Annotated in this window: 17 protein-coding genes; 10 read left to right on the top strand and 7 right to left on the bottom strand. The window is 66.9% G+C overall.

Annotated elements, in window-relative coordinates:
* Positions 1-7 precede the first annotated feature (7 nt).
* Both ACWPV3_RS11885 and ruvX read right to left on the bottom strand, forming a co-directional pair.
* Positions 8-931, bottom strand: a complete 924-nt coding sequence (locus ACWPV3_RS11885; RefSeq protein WP_453977994.1) for an AEC family transporter — start codon at positions 929-931, stop codon at positions 8-10.
* Positions 928-1407: a Holliday junction resolvase RuvX gene (ruvX, locus tag ACWPV3_RS11880; RefSeq protein ID WP_292182299.1), complete on the bottom strand. Its 480-nt coding sequence runs from the start codon at positions 1405-1407 to the stop codon at positions 928-930. The genes ACWPV3_RS11885 and ruvX overlap by 4 nt, the downstream gene beginning before the upstream one ends.
* A gap of 51 nt (positions 1408-1458) precedes the next feature.
* Here ruvX and ACWPV3_RS11875 point away from each other — a divergent pair, with 51 nt between their 5' ends.
* The 6 genes from ACWPV3_RS11875 to adhP all read left to right on the top strand — a co-directional run bounded on the left by ACWPV3_RS11875 (position 1459) and on the right by adhP (position 7702).
* Positions 1459-1968, top strand: a complete 510-nt coding sequence (locus ACWPV3_RS11875; RefSeq protein ID WP_312733076.1) for a hypothetical protein — start codon at positions 1459-1461, stop codon at positions 1966-1968.
* A gap of 69 nt (positions 1969-2037) precedes the next feature.
* The gene (gene gatC, locus ACWPV3_RS11870; protein ID WP_292088519.1) at positions 2038-2325 is read left to right on the top strand and encodes an Asp-tRNA(Asn)/Glu-tRNA(Gln) amidotransferase subunit GatC; all 288 of its coding nucleotides are present in this window, start codon (positions 2038-2040) and stop codon (positions 2323-2325) included.
* Position 2326: 1 nt separating this feature from the next.
* Complete coding sequence (gatA, locus tag ACWPV3_RS11865; RefSeq protein WP_453977993.1) at positions 2327-3805, top strand: Asp-tRNA(Asn)/Glu-tRNA(Gln) amidotransferase subunit GatA; 1479 nt, start codon at positions 2327-2329, stop codon at positions 3803-3805.
* An 86-nt stretch (positions 3806-3891) separates the two neighbouring features.
* Complete coding sequence (locus ACWPV3_RS11860) at positions 3892-4866, top strand: GAF domain-containing protein (protein WP_313454462.1); 975 nt, start codon at positions 3892-3894, stop codon at positions 4864-4866.
* Between the two features lie 137 nt (positions 4867-5003).
* On the top strand, positions 5004-6521 hold the full coding sequence (gene exaC, locus ACWPV3_RS11855) for an acetaldehyde dehydrogenase ExaC (RefSeq protein WP_453977991.1): 1518 nt from the start codon (positions 5004-5006) through the stop codon (positions 6519-6521).
* Between the two features lie 149 nt (positions 6522-6670).
* Positions 6671-7702, top strand: a complete 1032-nt coding sequence (gene adhP, locus ACWPV3_RS11850; protein ID WP_453977989.1) for an alcohol dehydrogenase AdhP — start codon at positions 6671-6673, stop codon at positions 7700-7702.
* A 75-nt stretch (positions 7703-7777) separates the two neighbouring features.
* On the opposite strand, the gene ACWPV3_RS11845 is transcribed toward adhP, so the two are convergent.
* A complete protein-coding gene (locus ACWPV3_RS11845) occupies positions 7778-8113 on the bottom strand; it encodes a hypothetical protein (protein WP_453977988.1) in 336 nt (111 codons plus the stop codon).
* Between the two features lie 96 nt (positions 8114-8209).
* Here ACWPV3_RS11845 and gatB point away from each other — a divergent pair, with 96 nt between their 5' ends.
* On the top strand, positions 8210-9712 hold the full coding sequence (gene gatB, locus ACWPV3_RS11840) for an Asp-tRNA(Asn)/Glu-tRNA(Gln) amidotransferase subunit GatB (protein WP_453977987.1): 1503 nt from the start codon (positions 8210-8212) through the stop codon (positions 9710-9712).
* A 75-nt stretch (positions 9713-9787) separates the two neighbouring features.
* Here the strand turns inward: gatB and ACWPV3_RS11835 are convergent, their stop codons facing one another.
* Positions 9788-10765 (bottom strand): RcnB family protein, encoded by a 978-nt coding sequence (locus tag ACWPV3_RS11835; protein WP_453977986.1) that lies wholly within the window; start codon positions 10763-10765, stop codon positions 9788-9790.
* Between the two features lie 155 nt (positions 10766-10920).
* Complete coding sequence (locus ACWPV3_RS11830) at positions 10921-11445, bottom strand: RcnB family protein (RefSeq protein ID WP_453977985.1); 525 nt, start codon at positions 11443-11445, stop codon at positions 10921-10923.
* Between the two features lie 318 nt (positions 11446-11763).
* On the opposite strand from ACWPV3_RS11830, the gene ACWPV3_RS11825 reads away from it, so the two are divergent.
* A complete protein-coding gene (locus tag ACWPV3_RS11825; protein ID WP_292088510.1) occupies positions 11764-12063 on the top strand; it encodes a sel1 repeat family protein in 300 nt (99 codons plus the stop codon).
* 6 nt (positions 12064-12069) lie between these two features.
* Here ACWPV3_RS11825 and ACWPV3_RS11820 read toward each other — a convergent pair whose 3' ends face one another.
* Positions 12070-12837 (bottom strand): polysaccharide biosynthesis/export family protein, encoded by a 768-nt coding sequence (locus ACWPV3_RS11820; protein WP_453977983.1) that lies wholly within the window; start codon positions 12835-12837, stop codon positions 12070-12072.
* Between the two features lie 123 nt (positions 12838-12960).
* On the opposite strand from ACWPV3_RS11820, the gene ACWPV3_RS11815 reads away from it, so the two are divergent.
* Positions 12961-14400 (top strand): GumC family protein, encoded by a 1440-nt coding sequence (locus ACWPV3_RS11815; protein ID WP_453977982.1) that lies wholly within the window; start codon positions 12961-12963, stop codon positions 14398-14400.
* Positions 14401-14440: 40 nt separating this feature from the next.
* Positions 14441-15142 carry a P-loop NTPase family protein gene (locus ACWPV3_RS11810; protein ID WP_313454231.1) on the top strand — a complete coding sequence of 234 codons (702 nt, stop codon included), beginning with the start codon at positions 14441-14443 and terminating at the stop codon, positions 15140-15142.
* Here ACWPV3_RS11810 and ACWPV3_RS11805 read toward each other — a convergent pair.
* Positions 15139-16077 carry a glycosyltransferase family 2 protein gene (locus ACWPV3_RS11805; RefSeq protein WP_453977980.1) on the bottom strand — a complete coding sequence of 313 codons (939 nt, stop codon included), beginning with the start codon at positions 16075-16077 and terminating at the stop codon, positions 15139-15141. The genes ACWPV3_RS11810 and ACWPV3_RS11805 overlap by 4 nt on opposite strands.

Genomic DNA, 16077 nt, shown 5'->3' with positions numbered 1-16077 from the left:
CGGTTCTTCAGGCGAAGTGGAACAGGGCCAGAAGCAGCGGGATGACAAAGGCGCTGGCGACTGTGGTCAGGGCGATGACGCCCGCGATCAAGGGCGCATCGCCCCCCATCTGGCGCGCCAGGACATAGGAGGCCGCCGACCCCGGCGCCGCCCCGCAGATCAGCGCGATGCCCTGCGCCAGGCTGTCGCCGCCCAGCGCCCAGGCGATGAACCACATCAGGGGCGGCATGACGCCCAGCTTGACCACCGTGACTGCGGCGATGGCGACGCGGCGGCGCTTGACCTCCGCGAAGGACAGACCCGCGCCGGCGACGATCAGACCCAGGGGCAGGGCGGCGGCGCCCAGCAGGCTCATGGTGTCGGACAGGCCCGGGATCGAAGGTGCGTGCAGGAAATTCAGCGCCAGACCCATCAGGCAGGCCAACAGGATCGGATTGGCCAGCATCGACTTGATCAGGCCGACGACGGACGGCTCGCGGTGCAGCGCCCCCCATTTGGCCAGGACGGCGACGCAGGCGATGTTGGTCACGGGAATGATGAAGGCGATGGCGACCGCCGCCAGGGCCGTGCCTTCCGAACCGTAGATCGACTGGATCACCGGCACGAAGACGAAGCTGTTCCAGCGGATCACGCCTTGAAACACGCTGGTGTAGGCCGGGCCGTCCAGGGTGATCAGAGGCTTGGCCGCCAGGGTCGCCGCCGCCACCATCAGGGTGGCGCCCACCGCCGCCGCGCCCGCGACCGTCGCGCCGCCGCCCGCCAGATCGGCGTGCCAGATCGCGGGGATCAGGAAGCTGGGATAGAAGATGTTGATCGACAGCTTCTCGATCGGTCGCCAGGCCTCGTCGGGCAGGAAGCCGGACTTTCTGAGGCCGTAGCCCAGGGCGATCATCAGAAAGACCGGCACGACGCCGGCGAGAAGCCCGCTCAAATCCAGCTCGCCTGATCCCGAACCCGATCCAGCGCGCCCTGCAGAATCCAGGCGGCGGCGGTGCGGTCCACGACCTGGGCGCGGCGCTTGCGGTTCAGGTCCAGGTCCTCGATCAGGAAGCGTTCGACCGCACTCGTCGACAGCCGCTCGTCCCAGAAGGCGACGTTGACGGGCCGCAGCCGTTCCAGATTGCGGGCGAAGGCGCGACAGGATTGGGCGCGCGGGCCTTCGGTCCCGTCCATATTGACCGGCAGGCCGATGACCAGGGCCGAGACCTTGCGATGGGCCATCAGCTTGAACAGCTGTTCGGCCTCTTGCGTGAACTTGGACTTGCGGATCAGTTCCAGCGGCGAGGCGATCAGACGCGTGGCGTCCGACACCGCCACCCCGATGGTTTTTTCACCTAGGTCCAGACCCATCCACGGCGTGTCGGGCGGGCAGGCGGCGGGCATGTCTAGGAGGTCGAGAACGGGCACGGCCTGCGGTTAGGACTGGCGCGCCGGGAAGTCAAAGGCGATGGTGGCGTCATGACGCGCGGCATCCTGATCCTGACCGCCCTCCTGGGGGTTTCGGCCTGTAGCGAACACAAGGCGCCGGCGAGCCGACCGAAGGCGAGCGCACCCACGCCGATGACCGTGACCCGCGCGCCCACGCGACCCACCGCGCCGGGCCTTCCCGTGTCCGCCGTCGCGCCCGATGATTTGCAGGAGGCGGCCAGCGTCTCGCAGTTCCACGCCATGCCGCGTTTGAACGCCAAGGTGTTCAGCGTTTCCGGCGGCGATCCGGCGGTGAACGGCCTTGTCACCTACCTGGGTCTGTTCGCCGGTCCGGCGGACGGCTGGCGCGTCTATCCGCTGGGTGATTTCGCCGCCTGGAAGGTCGTCGAAGCCAGACAGGGCCGGATCGTGATCGAGACGCGCGAGGAGGTTGCGGGCGCGGGCGACGAGATCGTCAGACGCACGGGTCATGTCCATGTCGACTACGGCTGGAGCGGCGGGGCGCCGCCGAATACGGTCTCCGTGGCGCGGACCGACTGAGCAAACCTTGTGAATCCGGACACGGACCGCTAGTCACCGCCTCCTGATCTCGCATGACTGGAGGGCCGCATGGCCATCGACGCCGCGACGGTGCGCAAGGTTGCGTATCTCGCCCGCATCAAGACCCCCGAGGACCGGCTGGAGCCGCTGGCGCAGGAGCTGAACGGCATCCTGAACTGGATCGAACAACTGGATCAGGTGGACGTCGAAGGCGTGGAGCCGATGACCTCGAACGTGGCGCAACCTCTGCGCCTGCGCGACGATGTCGTCACCGACGGCGACAAGCGCGACGCCGTCCTGTCCAACGCTCCGAAGTCGGCCGACGGCTTCTTCGTCGTGCCCAAGGTGGTCGAATAAGATGAGCGACCTGACCAAACTGACCCTGAAGGGCGCCGTCGACGGGCTGAAGGCCAAGGAATTCACCTCGGCCGAAATCACCCAGGCCTTCCTGACCAATATCGAGGCCGCCAATCCGACGCTGAACGCCTATGTCGCCGTGGCGGCGGACAAGGCGCTGGAGATGGCCAAGGCCTCCGACGCCCGTCTGGCGGCGGGCGAGGGCGGCGTGCTGGAAGGCGCGCCCCTGGGGATCAAGGACCTGTTCTGCACCGAGGGCGTGCAGACGACGGCAGGGTCCAACATGCTGCGTGGCTTCGTGCCGCCCTATGAATCGACCGTGACCGCCAATCTGTGGCGCGACGGGGCCGTCATGCTGGGCAAGCTGAACATGGACGAGTTCGCCATGGGCTCGTCCAACGAGACCTCGGCCTTCGGTCCGGTGAAGAACCCGTGGAAGTCGAACGGCTCCAACGCCGATCTGACGCCGGGCGGTTCGTCGGGCGGTTCGGCCTGCGCCGTCGCAGCGGACCTATGCTTGGCCGCAACCGCGTCGGACACCGGCGGCTCGATCCGCCAGCCCGCCGCCTTCACCGGCACCGTCGGGATCAAGCCCACCTATGGCCGCGCCAGCCGCTTCGGCATGGTGGCCTTCGCCTCGTCTCTGGATCAGGCGGGGCCGATCACCAAGACGGTCGAGGACGCGGCCCTGCTGCTGCAATCCATGTGCTCGTTCGACGCCAGGGATTCGACCAGCCTGGACATCGCCACGCCCGACTGGACGAAGTCGGTCGGCCAGTCGGTCAAGGGCCTGCGCATCGGCGTGCCGCGCGAATATGTCGTGGATGGGATGCCGGCCGAGATTCAAGCCCTTTGGGATCAGGGCGTGGCCTGGCTGAAGGACGCCGGTTGCGAGATCGTCGAGATCAGCCTGCCGCACACCAAATACGCCCTGCCGACCTATTATATCGTGGCGCCGGCCGAGGCTTCGTCGAACCTGGCCCGTTATGACGGCATGCGGTTCGGACACCGCGCGGACGACTTCAAGTCGCTGGACGACCTGTACGCCACTTCGCGCGCGGAAGGCTTCGGCAAGGAGGTTCAACGCCGCCTGACCATCGGCGCCTATGTGCTGTCGGCCGGGTTCTACGACGCCTATTACGTCAAGGCGCTGAAGGTGCGTCGCCGCATCGCCGAGGACTTCGACAACGTCTGGGGGCAGGTGGATGCGATCCTGACGCCGTCGACGCCGTCGGCCGCCTTTGCGCTGGGCGACAAACAGATCGACCCGCTGACCATGTATCTGAACGACGTCTTTACGGTGACGACCAATCTGGCCGGTCTGCCGGGCATTTCGGTACCGGCGGGGGTTGATTCCGGCGGTCTGCCGCTGGGGCTTCAGGTCATCGGCAAGGCGTTGGACGAGGCCACGGTCTTCCAGGTCGGGGCGGCGCTGGAACGCGCGGCGGGCTTCACGGCCAAGCCGGGCCGCTGGTGGTAGGCCGCCCAGCGTAGGAAGGTCGCATTGACGCCCGCATCCAGCGGGCGTCTGATGGCTCCCAACGACGAGGCCTTTGGGAGCCGAGCATGGGCGAGCGCGCAGGAAACGACCACCGCAGCCTGATCAAACAGGTGCTGGACGACGGGGCCGGGCCGGCCCGGTCGGCGCTGGCGGCGTCGTGGCGACGGTCGATGACCCTGTACGGCCTGGACCCTGAAAGCCAGGGGCAGGTCGCCACCCTGACGGAGGGCCAGCTTCGCGCCGCCCGCGAGGCGATGGAGCCGGTGACGCAGGCGGCGCAGGGCGTGCTGGACCGGTTGTTCCTGGCCGTGGGCGACGCCGGATGCTGCGTCCTGCTATGCGACGCCTCGGGCGTGCCGGTCGAGCGCCGGGGCATGGCCAGCGACGACGACACCTTCCATCGCTGGGGGCTGTGGCCCGGGGCCGTCTGGTCCGAGGCGGTCGAGGGCACCAACGGCATCGGCACGGCCCTGGCCGAAAAGCGGCCTGTGACCATCCACCGCGACCAGCATTTCCATGCGCGCAACATCGGCCTGAGTTGTTCCAGCCATCCGATCTACGACCATCTGGGACGGCTGGCCGGGGCGTTGGACGTGTCGTCGTGCCGGGCGGACCAGACCGAGGCCATGCTGGGCCTGATCACCGCCGCCGTAGCCGATGCGGCGCGCGCCATCGAGGCCCAGGCCTTCCGCAAGGCCTTTTCCGAAGCCCGGATCGTGCTGGCCGGGGATGCGGCCGAGCGCAACACGGCGGCCCTGCTGGCGGTGGACCGCGACGACCTAGTGGTCGGGGCGACGCGAGCGGCGCGCCTCGCGCTGTCGATCACGGACGAACGGATCGCGGGCCAGTTGGCGGCGTCGGAGGTTCTGGGCGGCGGCTCCATCGAGGCGGACCTGCTGGAGGCCGAGCGCGGGGCGGTCCGGCGGGCGCTTGCGCTGAACAACGGCAATGTGTCGGCGGCGGCGCGGGGCCTGGGCGTCAGCCGCGCGACCCTGCATCGCAAACTGCACCGGCTGGGCTTGGTGGGCGCCGCTCACTGAACCGACCTGTCGCAAACCTGCGACAGGTTTGCAGCGCACCATGAAGCGCCGGTCTGGCGCGCGCGCCCTGCGAGGCCGAGCTTCCGGTCCCAACGACGTCGACAAGCGACGCCCGAGGAACACGTCAGGAAGCCATCATGACCAAGCCCGAATTCACCCGCGCCGCCACCCCCAAATACAAGGCGCGCTATGACAACTTCATCGGCGGCCAATGGGTCGCCCCAGTCAACGGTCGCTATTTCGAGAACACCTCCCCGGTGAACGGCCGCGTCCTGTGCGAAGTCGCACGTTCGGACGCGGCCGACGTCGAGTTGGCGTTGGACGCCGCCCACGCTGCAAAGGACGCCTGGGGCAAGACCAGCCCCGCCCAGCGCGCCCTGATCCTGAACAAGATCGCCGACCGGATCGAAGCCAATCTTCAGGCGGTCGCCGAGGCCGAGACCTGGGACAACGGCAAGCCCGTGCGTGAGACCCTGGCCGCCGACATCCCCTTGGCCATCGACCACTTCCGCTATTTCGCCGGATGCATCCGTGCGCAGGAAGGCGGGATTTCCGAGCTGGATAACGACACCGTCGCCTATCACTTCCACGAGCCGCTGGGCGTGGTGGGTCAGATCATTCCCTGGAACTTCCCGATCCTGATGGCGGCGTGGAAGATCGCCCCGGCCCTGGCGGCGGGCAACTGCATCGTGCTGAAGCCGGCCGAACAGACCCCGGCCTCCATCCTTATGGTGGTCGAGCTGATCCAGGACCTGCTGCCGCCCGGCGTGCTGAACATCGTGTCGGGCACCGGCGTCGAGGTTGGCGAGCCGCTGGCCACCAACCCGCGCATCGCCAAGATCGCCTTCACCGGCTCGACCGCCGTCGGTCAGAAGATCATGGAATACGCCACTCAGAACATCATTCCGGTCACGCTGGAACTGGGCGGCAAGTCGCCGAACATCTTCTTCAAGGATGTGATGGATCACGACGACGCCTTCCTGGACAAGGCGCTGGAAGGCTTCGCCATGTTCGCCCTGAACCAGGGCGAGGTCTGCACCTGCCCCAGCCGGGCCCTGGTGCATGAGGACATCTATGAAGCCTTCATCGAGAAGGCGATCGCGCGGGTTAAGGCGATCAAGCAGGGCGACCCGCTAGACCCCGAAACCCAGGTCGGCGCCCAGGCGTCGGACCAGCAACTCAAGAAAATCCTGGGCTATCTGGACATCGGCAAGGCCGAGGGCGCCGAAGTCCTGACCGGCGGCGAACAGGCGGTGCTGAAGGACGATCTGTCCGGCGGCTTCTATGTGGAGCCGACGGTGTTCAAGGGCACGAACAACATGCGGATTTTCCAGGAGGAGATTTTCGGCCCGGTCCTGGCCGTGACCACCTTCAAGACGCTGGAAGAAGCCATCGAAATCGCCAACGACACCGAATACGGCCTGGGCGCCGGGGTGTGGTCGCGCGACATGAACACCGCCTATCGCGCGGGCCGCGCCATTCAGGCCGGACGGGTCTGGACCAACTGCTATCACCAGTATCCGGCCCACGCGGCCTTCGGCGGCTACAAGAAGTCGGGCATCGGGCGTGAGAACCACCGGATGATGCTGGACCACTATCAGCAGACCAAGAACCTGCTGGTCAGCTACAGCCCCGACAAACTGGGCTTCTTCTGATCTGAATCAAGGATGGCCGGTTTCGGATCGTTCATCTTTCGCCCTGCGCGCTGAACCACTCCCACGGCGTGCGAAACTCCCCGGCGGACGGGCCGATCTCCTGCTTTCGGCCCGTCCGTCGCCTTCCCATGAAATCGAGGAGACGTTCCATGACCAAGACCATGAAGGCCGCAGTCGTGCGCGAGTTCGGCAAGCCGTTGACCATAGAGGAAGTCGCCGTGCCCCAGCCGGGCCCAGGCCAGATCCAGGTCAAGATCGAAGCCTCCGGCGTCTGCCACACCGACCTGCACGCCGCCGAGGGCGACTGGCCCGTCAAGCCGAACCCGCCCTTCATTCCCGGCCATGAAGGCGTCGGCTACGTCTCGGCCGTGGGCGCGGGGGTCAAGCTGGTCAAGGAAGGCGACCGGGTGGGCGTGCCGTGGCTTTATTCGGCCTGCGGCCACTGCAAACATTGTCTCGGCGGCTGGGAGACCCTGTGCCACGAGCAGGAAAACACCGGCTATTCCGTCAATGGCGGGTTCGCCGAATACGCCATCGCCGATCCGAACTACGTCGGACACCTGCCGGCCAACGTCAGCTTCACCGACATCGCCCCGATCCTGTGCGCGGGGGTAACGGTCTATAAGGGGCTGAAGATGACGGACACCAAGCCGGGCGACTGGGTGGTCATTTCGGGCATCGGCGGTCTGGGCCACGTCGCGGTGCAGTACGCCAAGGCCATGGGCATGAATGTCGCGGCCGTGGACGTGGACGACGCCAAGCTGGACCTGGCGCGACGCCTGGGCGCGACCGTGACGGTCAACGCCAAGACCTCCAACGATCCCGCCGCCGACATCAAGGCCCAGACGGACGGCGGCGCGCAGGGTGTGCTGGTCACGGCCGTCTCGCCCAAGGCGTTCGAACAGGCGGTCAACATGACCTCGCGCGGGGCGACCATCGCCCTGAACGGCCTGCCGCCCGGCGACTTCCCGCTGTCGATCTTCGACATGGTGCTGAACGGAACGACGGTGCGCGGCTCCATCGTGGGCACGCGGCTGGACCTGCAGGAGGCGCTTCAGTTCGCCGCCGACGAAAAGGTCAAGGCGACGGTTGCGGTCGAGCCGCTGGAGACCATCAACGACATCTTCCAGCGGATGCACAAGGGTCAGATCGAGGGCCGAGTAGTGATGACCATCAACTGATCCGACATCGATCAGGCATGAAAAGGGGGCGGCCGGACGATCCGGCCGCCCCTTAACTTTGCGCCGGAACCGCGATCAGGCGACCGGGATGGCCTTCAGGTCGGCGTCGATGGCCGCGATCTTGGCGTCGGTGATGTTGCCCTGAGAGAAGGGCGCGACCTGACGCAGGGTCATGCCCTTGAACTGGGCGTAGGCGGGGTGGCGGTCGATGCCGGGAAGGTGCTTGTCCAGCACGGCCTTGGTCGCCGGGTCGGCCACCAGCGCCTCGATGGTGCTGTCGATGGTGGGACGGGCGGCATGTTGATCGGCGTGATGCTCGTGCCCGGTCGCGGGGGCGGGCGTCGTCTGGGCCGAGGCGGCGCCGACGGCCAGAAGAGAGGCCGCGGCGGCTGCGAACAGGGTCTTGGTCATGGAAATCTCCGTTGAGAGACGGAAGTTGAGCGCCTTTCGCGACATCATCAAGACAGCCCCCTTTCTCGTCGCCGACGAGGGCGCTAGGACGGGCGCATGACCGACACTGTTTCGAACGCGAAAACCATCAAGGGCCGCACCGGCGATTGGGAAATCGTCATGGGGCTGGAAATCCACGCTCAGGTGGCGTCCAAGGCCAAGCTGTTCTCCGGGGCCGCCGTCGGCTTTGGCGCAGGGCCGAACGAGCAGGTGTCGCTGGTGGACGCGGGTTTCCCCGGCATGTTGCCGACGTTGAACAAACACTGTGTCGAGCAGGCGGTGAAAACGGGCCTGGGCCTGCGCGCGCAGATCAACAGGCGCAGCCAGTTCGACCGCAAGAACTACTTCTATCCCGACCTGCCGACCGGCTATCAGATCAGCCAGCTCTACTACCCCATCGTGGGCGAGGGCGTGGTGGAGGTTGAGGCCGAGGACGGCAGCTTCTTCAACGTCGGCATCGAACGGCTGCACCTGGAGCAGGACGCGGGCAAGCTGATCCACGACCTGTCCCCGACCGAGAGCTATGTCGACCTGAACCGGGCGGGTACGGCGCTGATGGAGATCGTGTCTCGTCCCGACCTGCGCACGCCGGAAGAGGCGGTGGCCTACGTCAAGAAGATCAGGACCATCCTGATCTATCTGGGCACCTGCGACGGCGACATGGAGAAGGGCAATCTGCGCGCCGATGTGAACGTGTCCGTCTGCCGTGCCGGAAACTACGACAAGTTCAAGCAGACGGGCGACTTCAGCTATCTGGGCACGCGCTGCGAGATCAAGAACGTCAACAGCTTCCGCTTTATTTCTCAAGCCATTCAGTATGAGGCGCGCCGCCAGATCGAGATCTTGGAGGACGGCGGTTCGATCACGCAAGAGACGCGTCTGTACGATCCGACGGCCGGCGAAACGCGCTCCATGCGGTCCAAGGAAGAGGCGCAGGATTATCGCTACTTCCCCGATCCCGACCTGCTGCCCTTGGACCTGGAAGAGGCCTGGATCGCCGAGATCAAGGCGTCGCTGCCCGAACTGCCGGACGACAAGCGCAAGCGGTTGATGGCCGATTACGGCCTGTCGCAGTACGACGCCATCGTGCTGATCTCGGAGCAGGCCAAGGCGGACTATTTCGAGGCGGCGGCGAAGGGCCGGGACGCCAAGCTGGTGTCGAACTGGGTCACGAACGAGGTGTCGGCGCGCTTGGCCGCCGAGGGCAAGGACTTCAGCGAGAATCCGCTGCCGGCGGCGCATGTCGCGCAGCTGGTGGAGTTGATCGAGACGAACGTCATCTCGTCCAAGATCGCCAAGGAAGTCTTCGACCACGTCTGGAACGGCGAAGGTTCGCCAGCCGAGGTGGTCGAGAAGCACGGCCTGAAACAGGTCACGGACACCGGGGCCATCGAAAAGGCCGTGGACGAGATCATCGCCGCCAACCCGGACAAGGCGGCGGCGGTGGCCGAAAAGCCCCAGGCCATCGGCTGGTTCGTCGGTCAGGTGATGAAGGCGACCGGCGGCAAGGCCAATCCGGCCGCCGTCAACGACATTCTGAAGACCAAGCTGGGGCTTTAGGACCCGCTCCCGCGACGCTGGAATTCCATCGGAAAAAAGGCCCGGAGAGCGATCTCCGGGCCTCTGTCGTCTAGGCTACCAGCTCCAGGCGTTGCGCACGACCTCGATGATATAGCCGTCGAAATCGTCGATCAGATAGATCGAGTTGTCGACCAGAACCCATCGCGTGCCGGGGGGCGGATAACCCAGGCCATAGGTGCGCCAGTCGTTCAGCTGATAGCGCCAGAAGACATCCGGCAGATACTGGCCGACCGACCACGACCGTCCCCAATACGAGCGCGGGACGCTGTAGTAGCCCCACCCCGGCGCGAAGTAGAAGCCCACCCGAACGCCGGTGTAGCCGCGGAACCGGCGATCGTTGCGCCACCAGTCGGAGCGATGGTTGCGATAAAAGTCACGCCGCCACTGATCGCTGTCGAAGCGACGGCGAAACTCCTCATGACGGCGATCACGATCCGGACCGCGGTCCCAGCCGGGACGGCCGGGCTGGCCGGGGCGGGTCGAAGGTCGGTCGGGCCGATCCGGCCGGTTCCAGCCGCTGCCGGGCCGACCAGGGCGGTCTGGTCGGTTCCACTCCTGATCCGGCCGGTCGGGGCGCGAGGCGCCTGGTCTATCCGGCCTGTTGGGACCGGGCTGTTCGGGGCGTGGCCGATCAGGTCTGTTCCAGCCGCCTGGGCGGTCGGGTCGATCAGGCCGGTTCCATCCCTCCGGCCGCTCGGGACGGGGCTGTTCGGGACGGTTCCAGCCTTCGGGTCGCTCAGGCCGTTCAGGGCGTGGTTGGTCAGGGCGGTTCCAGCCGCCCTGCGGCCGCTCGGGTCGATTACGGCGAGGGGTTTCGGCGTCCGTTCGTTCTGGACGAGGGCGGGCGCGTTCGATCATCGTCGGCGCATCGGCGTCGCGGGTGATTTCGGGGCGTGGACCGCGCTCACGCTCGCGCATCGGGCGTTCGCGCGAGGGCGGGGTCGGCTCTTCTTGCGCGAGGGCGGGCAGCGCCGCAGCCAAGGGGGCGGCGACGGCGGCGATAGCGGTGAAGGCCATCAGTAGGCGTTTCATGGTCGTTCGTTCCTGCACGCCGGAAACCGGCGGCTTGAGGCAAGGATCGCGCCGTCTCGATGAACCCTGGCTGAACACCGTTTCGGATCGAAATGCGCAAGAAAAAGCCCCCGCGAGGGGATCGCGGGGGCCGGGATTCCAGGCGCCGACGCGCCTTAGTAGACGTTCGACAGGACGCTGGCGATCAGGCCCGTGGCCACGGCGATCAGCAGGATGTCGTTGCCTGCGTGCACGTAGCGATAGCCGCGCGGGGCCTCTCTCAGCCCATAGAAATACGGGTCGCGCACATAGTAGGTGCGGTACTGGGCCGGCAGGTAGCCGCCGGTGCGCCAGCGATAGTTGGAGTAGCGTGGCTCGACCCGATAGTAGCCGTAGCTGGGCGCGTACCAGTAGCCCGAGCGCGGGCCGTTGTAGCTGCGGAAGTCCGAGCGTCCGCGCCACCAGTTGGGATCATTGCGATCCCAGCGATCGCGAGGCGGCGCAGGGCGATAGTCGGGCCGCGGGCCGCGATGACGATCCCAGCCGGGGCCGCGATGGTCGGGACCGGGGCCGGGGCCCCAGCGCGGATCGTGCCGTTCGTGGCGGGGTTCGGGCGGTCGCGGCTGCGCCTGGGCGAGTAACGGGACCGCCGAGGTCGAAAGGGCGAGGGCGACGACAGCGGCCTTGGTCAGGCGGTTCATCTTCGATCTCCGTTCTGGACCGGACGTCGGAGGACGCCTTGGGTCGGGTGATGATCGAGGATCGATTTCCGCGGCTGAACGCCTCCTGAACGGTCATGTCAGGTTGAAGGAAGGCGATCTCAGGTGCCTGAACGAAGCGTTCGTGAACGAAAGATTTCCAAGAGATTTCAGACTTCTGAACGCTTCTGGAAGGGTTCACCTTCTGCTTACGGAAAAGTCCCGCAACAGGCTTGCGTCGTTAACATTAACTTCAAACCGCCGGTATTTGATGCGTGTCAGAGGCGGGACCAGAACGGCCCCGATCGGGAGATAACGGTGATGAACGCGCAAGAACTGGCGCAAGAGCCGCAGGCCGAGAGCCTGCCCCTGCCCACGCCGGACATGTCCGGCGACGATCTGTTCAAACTGGGCATGATGTATTCGGCCGGTTCGGGCGGTTGCCCGATGGACCGGGTCTCGGCCCACATGATCTTCAATCTGGCGGCCATGAAGGGCTCGATCGAGGCGCGCGTCTATCGCCGCGAGATGAGCCTGGAGATGGAGCGCGAAGAGATCGCCGAGGCCCAGAAGGCCGCGCGCCGCTACATCGACCAGGGCGTCGTCAAGCTGGTCGCCTGATCGCCCCTAGAACTGGGCGTAGCCGTTGCCGCGCGTGCCGTTGATCGAATAGCTGAAGCCGATCGGCAGAGCCGCGCGCACCTGGGTGAAGAAAGCCGCCAGTTCGCCCAGGGTCGAGCGCGGCACGAAGAGGATGTCGCCTCGCCGTAGGGCGACGACCTCGCCGCGACGAGGCCGAAGGTCCACCACCCGCATCATCCGGGTTCCGCCCGGACCCCGCCGGATCAACGCCACGCGATCCGGCCGCGAGGTCGGCGAGAAGCCGCCCGCCTGGATCACCGCCTGATAGGCGTCCAGATCGCCAGTCATTTCAAACACCCCCGGGGTGCGCACCTCGCCGTCGACCCAGACGCGGATCGGTCCGGCCTGGCGCAGCGTCACCTCGACCACGGGCCGCACCAGTTGCGGGGCGTAGGCGGCCGACACGGCCTGCTGCAGTTCCAGCAAGGTCCGATCGGCGGCCATCACCTGGCCGATCAGGGGCAGGGCGATGCGGCCGTCCGGGCCGATCTTCATCGTGCGGGTCAGTTCGGCCGCCGTCGGCGTCGCCACCTCGATCTCGTCGCCGGGATAGAGCAGATATTCGGGTTCTTCGTCGGTCCATGCGGCGAAGGGAATGGTCGGAAAATCGGCCTGAGCAGTCTGTTCGACGCGCCGCACCGCGCCGGCCGGGCGAGGCATTCGCGCGGCGTTTCCGGCGCCGCACGCCGAAAGCGAGGCGGCGAGGGACGCCGAACCCAGGGCCAGCAGGAACAGGCGTCGTTCTGAATGCATGAGAATCGGTCGGCCCGCACAAGGATCGCTGAAACCGACCCTCGCTATTTATAGGTAACGACTGGTTAACGTGGCTGAGCGAAGGGTTGGTCAGGACAGCCTTCAGCGGATTCGGCCCACCTCATGCGTTCAGCGGCCTATGTATCGACCCGACCCCGCTACGGCGTGCTGGACGTCGTCGGTTTGTTGCTGCGCGAACTGCTGCTGATGATCGTCGTCTTCGTGGTGATCCTGGCGCTGGGCGTGGCCGCCGCCATGACGTTGAAGAAGAGTTATACGGCCACAGGGGCGGTGTTCGCCGGCGTGGGGCAGGAATATGTCTATCAGCCGCGCGTCGGCACCGCCGAACGGGGCCAGGCCCCCCAGGGTGACGAGGTCGCCAACTCCGAAGCCGCCATATTGGGCTCGGCCGCAGTGGCGCAACGCGTCGTGGAGTCTCTGGGGTCGGCCGCCATTTTGGGCGAACAGCCCAAGGGATCGCCCGACGCCGCCAAGCTGGCGGCGCGCAAGGTGATCGGCTCCAGCCTGGGGATCGGGACCGCGCCGGGCAGCGCGGTGATTCATCTGACCTACAAGGCCAACGATCCGGAACGGGCGGCGCGGGTGCTGAACGCCGTGATCGAGCAGTATCTGGCCTATCGCCGCGAGGTCTTTCAGGACAAGACGCCCGCCATCGCCAGCCAGCGCGTGGCCTTCGAGGACGAGCTGGGCGCGGCGGACCGCGCCTATGAAAACTTTCTGACCTCGAACAACATCGGCGATTTCACCGCCGCCAAGACCACGCTGGCGGCCACCTATCAGACCGTCTTCGCCGACCGCATGTCGACCCAGAGCCAGTTGAACCAGACCAGCCAGCGCCTGCGGACGCTGGAGGCGCAGCAGGCCGCCACCCCGCCGGAAGTGGCCTTGCAGCAGGATCTGAACATCTCAGCCCAGGACCAGGTGCTGCAACTGCGCACCGAGCGTGAGCAACTGCTGTCGCGCTACCAGCCCGACTCCCAGCCGGTGAGGGATATCGAAGCCCGTATCGCCCAGCTTCAGACCTATGTCTCGACCGGAACCGCCGTTGGACCCAAGGAGGTCCGTACCGGCCCCAATCCTGTCTGGACCGAGTTGGAGACCACGCGCATCAACACCCGGGCCGAGCGAGATTCGCTGGCCGCGCGCCTGGCCGTCCTGGATCGTCAACTCGCCGACATCCGCGCACGGCAGGGACGCCTGACCGCTCTGGAGTCGGAAAACAGCACCCTGGCCGGCAATCGCGAGGTGCTGAGCGCCTCGATCCGCGAGTTCCAGCAGCGCGAGACCCAGAGCCGCGCCGACAATGCCTTGGTCGCGGCCGGCGCAGACAACGTGACGGTGATCGAGCGGGCTCAGCCGCCCGTGGCGGGCAAGAGCCTGAAGATTCCTTTGATGGCGGCGGTCTTCCTGTTCGCAGCCTTCACGGCCCTGTGCGTCGGCCTTCTGCGGGTCTTCACCCGCAAGGGCTTCACCACCCCGGCATCGGTCAGTCGGACCCTGGACATGCCGGTTCTGGCGGTTGCGCCCGTCAAGGCGCGATAGGTGATAAGCTGAGGCGTTAGGGAGCGCGCTTAGCGATTCGATGGTCGATCTGACGTCTGAAATGGCCGGCCTGTGGGCGGCGCTGGGACCGGCGCCGGCCCATCGCGCGCGCGTGATCCAGTTCGCCTCGGCCGCGACGGGTGAAGGCGTCTCGACCGTGGCGCGGGAGTTTGCGCGTCTGGCCGCCGTGCGGGCGCGCAAACCCGTCTGGCTGATCGACGGCGATCTGGCCCAGCAGGGCCAGCTGGAGGCCATTTCGTCGGAACCGGATCGGTTCGGCCAGTTGGGCAAGCCGGCCCAGGCCTCGCCCGACGGTTCGGCCTTCTACGCCGTCACGCCACGTGTGACGGGCCGGGACGGCAAGCCCGTGCCCTCGGCCCGGCTGACGACGGCGCGGTCGTGTCTGGGCGGGCGGCTGTGGGTCACGCATTTTCACATGGAGGCCCTGCGCTCCGGCCACAGGGTCGAGGCGGTCGGGGACCCGCGCTATTGGGATGCGCTGAGGCCGCACGCGGACACCATCGTGGTGGATTGCCCGGCTGCGGATCGCAACGACATGGCGATCATCCTGGCGCCCTTCGTCGACATGACTGTTCTGGTCGTGGCGGCGGGCAGCACCGCGGCGAACGAGCCTGTCATCCTGCGCGACGAGATCGAGGCCGTGGGCGGGCGGATCGCCGGGGTGGTGATGAATCGTTCCACCTACAGGACGCCGGCACTGCTGAAACGATTGGCGGGCTAGGGATCAGCGCGGGGCGCGTGAGAGCATCGCCGTCCCATAGAGTTTCGGCTCGAACCCCCGGGTCCAAGAACCTTGCCTAGCCCCCGAGCCGCACGATCCAGGGCCTCGGCCCGCGATGGACGGCGCAGGATCGTCAGACCCAGGGCGATCACCCCCCAGACGGCTGTCTGGACCAGGCCGACCAGCATCCATTTGACGACGCCAAAGACGTCGCCGCGATCCGCCGCCATCTGGCTGGGGCTCTGGCCATAGGCGAAGGCGCGCGTCAGGGCGTATCGCAAGGTCGCCCGGTCAGCAGGCGCGAATTCGTCCACCCAGGCGTCTGCCGCCCAGCCGAAGCGGCCGCCGCGAAGCTGCAGGGCGGTGAACAGCTTGTCGTCCTCGCCGCCCGTCTCGTTCATCGCAGTGTCGAAGGGCGCGTCGCCCGGCAAGGCCGTCGCGCGGACCATCAGGCTGTTGCCGCAGCCGTGGGTGACGTGGGTCAGGCCCGTTTCAGCCGGACCGGCACGGCCGAAGAACCGTTCCAGATAGTCGGTCGTCCAACCCGTGTCGGGCGGCACGCGTCCGCGAATGGGGCCGAAGACGACGTCGGCGCCGGTGGATTCCTGGGCGTTCAGAAGGCCGGACAGCCATTGGGGCGAGGCGGCCTCGTCGTCGTCCAGAAAGGCGACAAGGGCGGCGTCGGTGTGGGTCAGGCCAATGTTGCGGGCCGTGGCCACGCCCGGCGTGGGGGCAGGGGCGTAGATCAGGGGCAGGGCGGTCTCGGCGCGTAGTTGCGCGACCAAGTCGGCGGCGGACCCTTGCGGGTCGTTGTCGGCGACAACGACAGCCGCGACCCGGTCCAGCGCGCCGGTCTGGGCGAAAACTGACCGCAACGCGCGCGCCAGACTGCCGGGGCGACGCAGGGTGGGGATGACGACGGCGACGTTGCGCAT

This window comes from Brevundimonas sp. Marseille-Q4549 (genome assembly GCF_976940555.1).
Note: the sequence above shows the minus strand (reverse complement) of the source record. Positions and strands in the feature narration are given on the sequence as shown.

Coding starts and splice junctions, on each gene's coding strand:
- ACWPV3_RS11875 (WP_312733076.1), top strand. CDS start 1,459: ATGACGCGCGGCATCCTGATCCTGACCGCCCTCCTGGGGGTTTCGGCC.
- gatC (WP_292088519.1), top strand. CDS start 2,038: ATGGCCATCGACGCCGCGACGGTGCGCAAGGTTGCGTATCTCGCCCGC.
- gatA (WP_453977993.1), top strand. CDS start 2,327: ATGAGCGACCTGACCAAACTGACCCTGAAGGGCGCCGTCGACGGGCTG.
- ACWPV3_RS11860 (WP_313454462.1), top strand. CDS start 3,892: ATGGGCGAGCGCGCAGGAAACGACCACCGCAGCCTGATCAAACAGGTG.
- exaC (WP_453977991.1), top strand. CDS start 5,004: ATGACCAAGCCCGAATTCACCCGCGCCGCCACCCCCAAATACAAGGCG.
- adhP (WP_453977989.1), top strand. CDS start 6,671: ATGACCAAGACCATGAAGGCCGCAGTCGTGCGCGAGTTCGGCAAGCCG.
- ACWPV3_RS11845 (WP_453977988.1), bottom strand. CDS start 8,113: ATGACCAAGACCCTGTTCGCAGCCGCCGCGGCCTCTCTTCTGGCCGTC.
- gatB (WP_453977987.1), top strand. CDS start 8,210: ATGACCGACACTGTTTCGAACGCGAAAACCATCAAGGGCCGCACCGGC.
- ACWPV3_RS11835 (WP_453977986.1), bottom strand. CDS start 10,765: ATGAAACGCCTACTGATGGCCTTCACCGCTATCGCCGCCGTCGCCGCC.
- ACWPV3_RS11830 (WP_453977985.1), bottom strand. CDS start 11,445: ATGAACCGCCTGACCAAGGCCGCTGTCGTCGCCCTCGCCCTTTCGACC.
- ACWPV3_RS11825 (WP_292088510.1), top strand. CDS start 11,764: ATGAACGCGCAAGAACTGGCGCAAGAGCCGCAGGCCGAGAGCCTGCCC.
- ACWPV3_RS11820 (WP_453977983.1), bottom strand. CDS start 12,837: ATGCATTCAGAACGACGCCTGTTCCTGCTGGCCCTGGGTTCGGCGTCC.
- ACWPV3_RS11815 (WP_453977982.1), top strand. CDS start 12,961: ATGCGTTCAGCGGCCTATGTATCGACCCGACCCCGCTACGGCGTGCTG.
- ACWPV3_RS11810 (WP_313454231.1), top strand. CDS start 14,441: ATGGTCGATCTGACGTCTGAAATGGCCGGCCTGTGGGCGGCGCTGGGA.
- ACWPV3_RS11805 (WP_453977980.1), bottom strand. CDS start 16,077: ATGCGCAACGTCGCCGTCGTCATCCCCACCCTGCGTCGCCCCGGCAGT.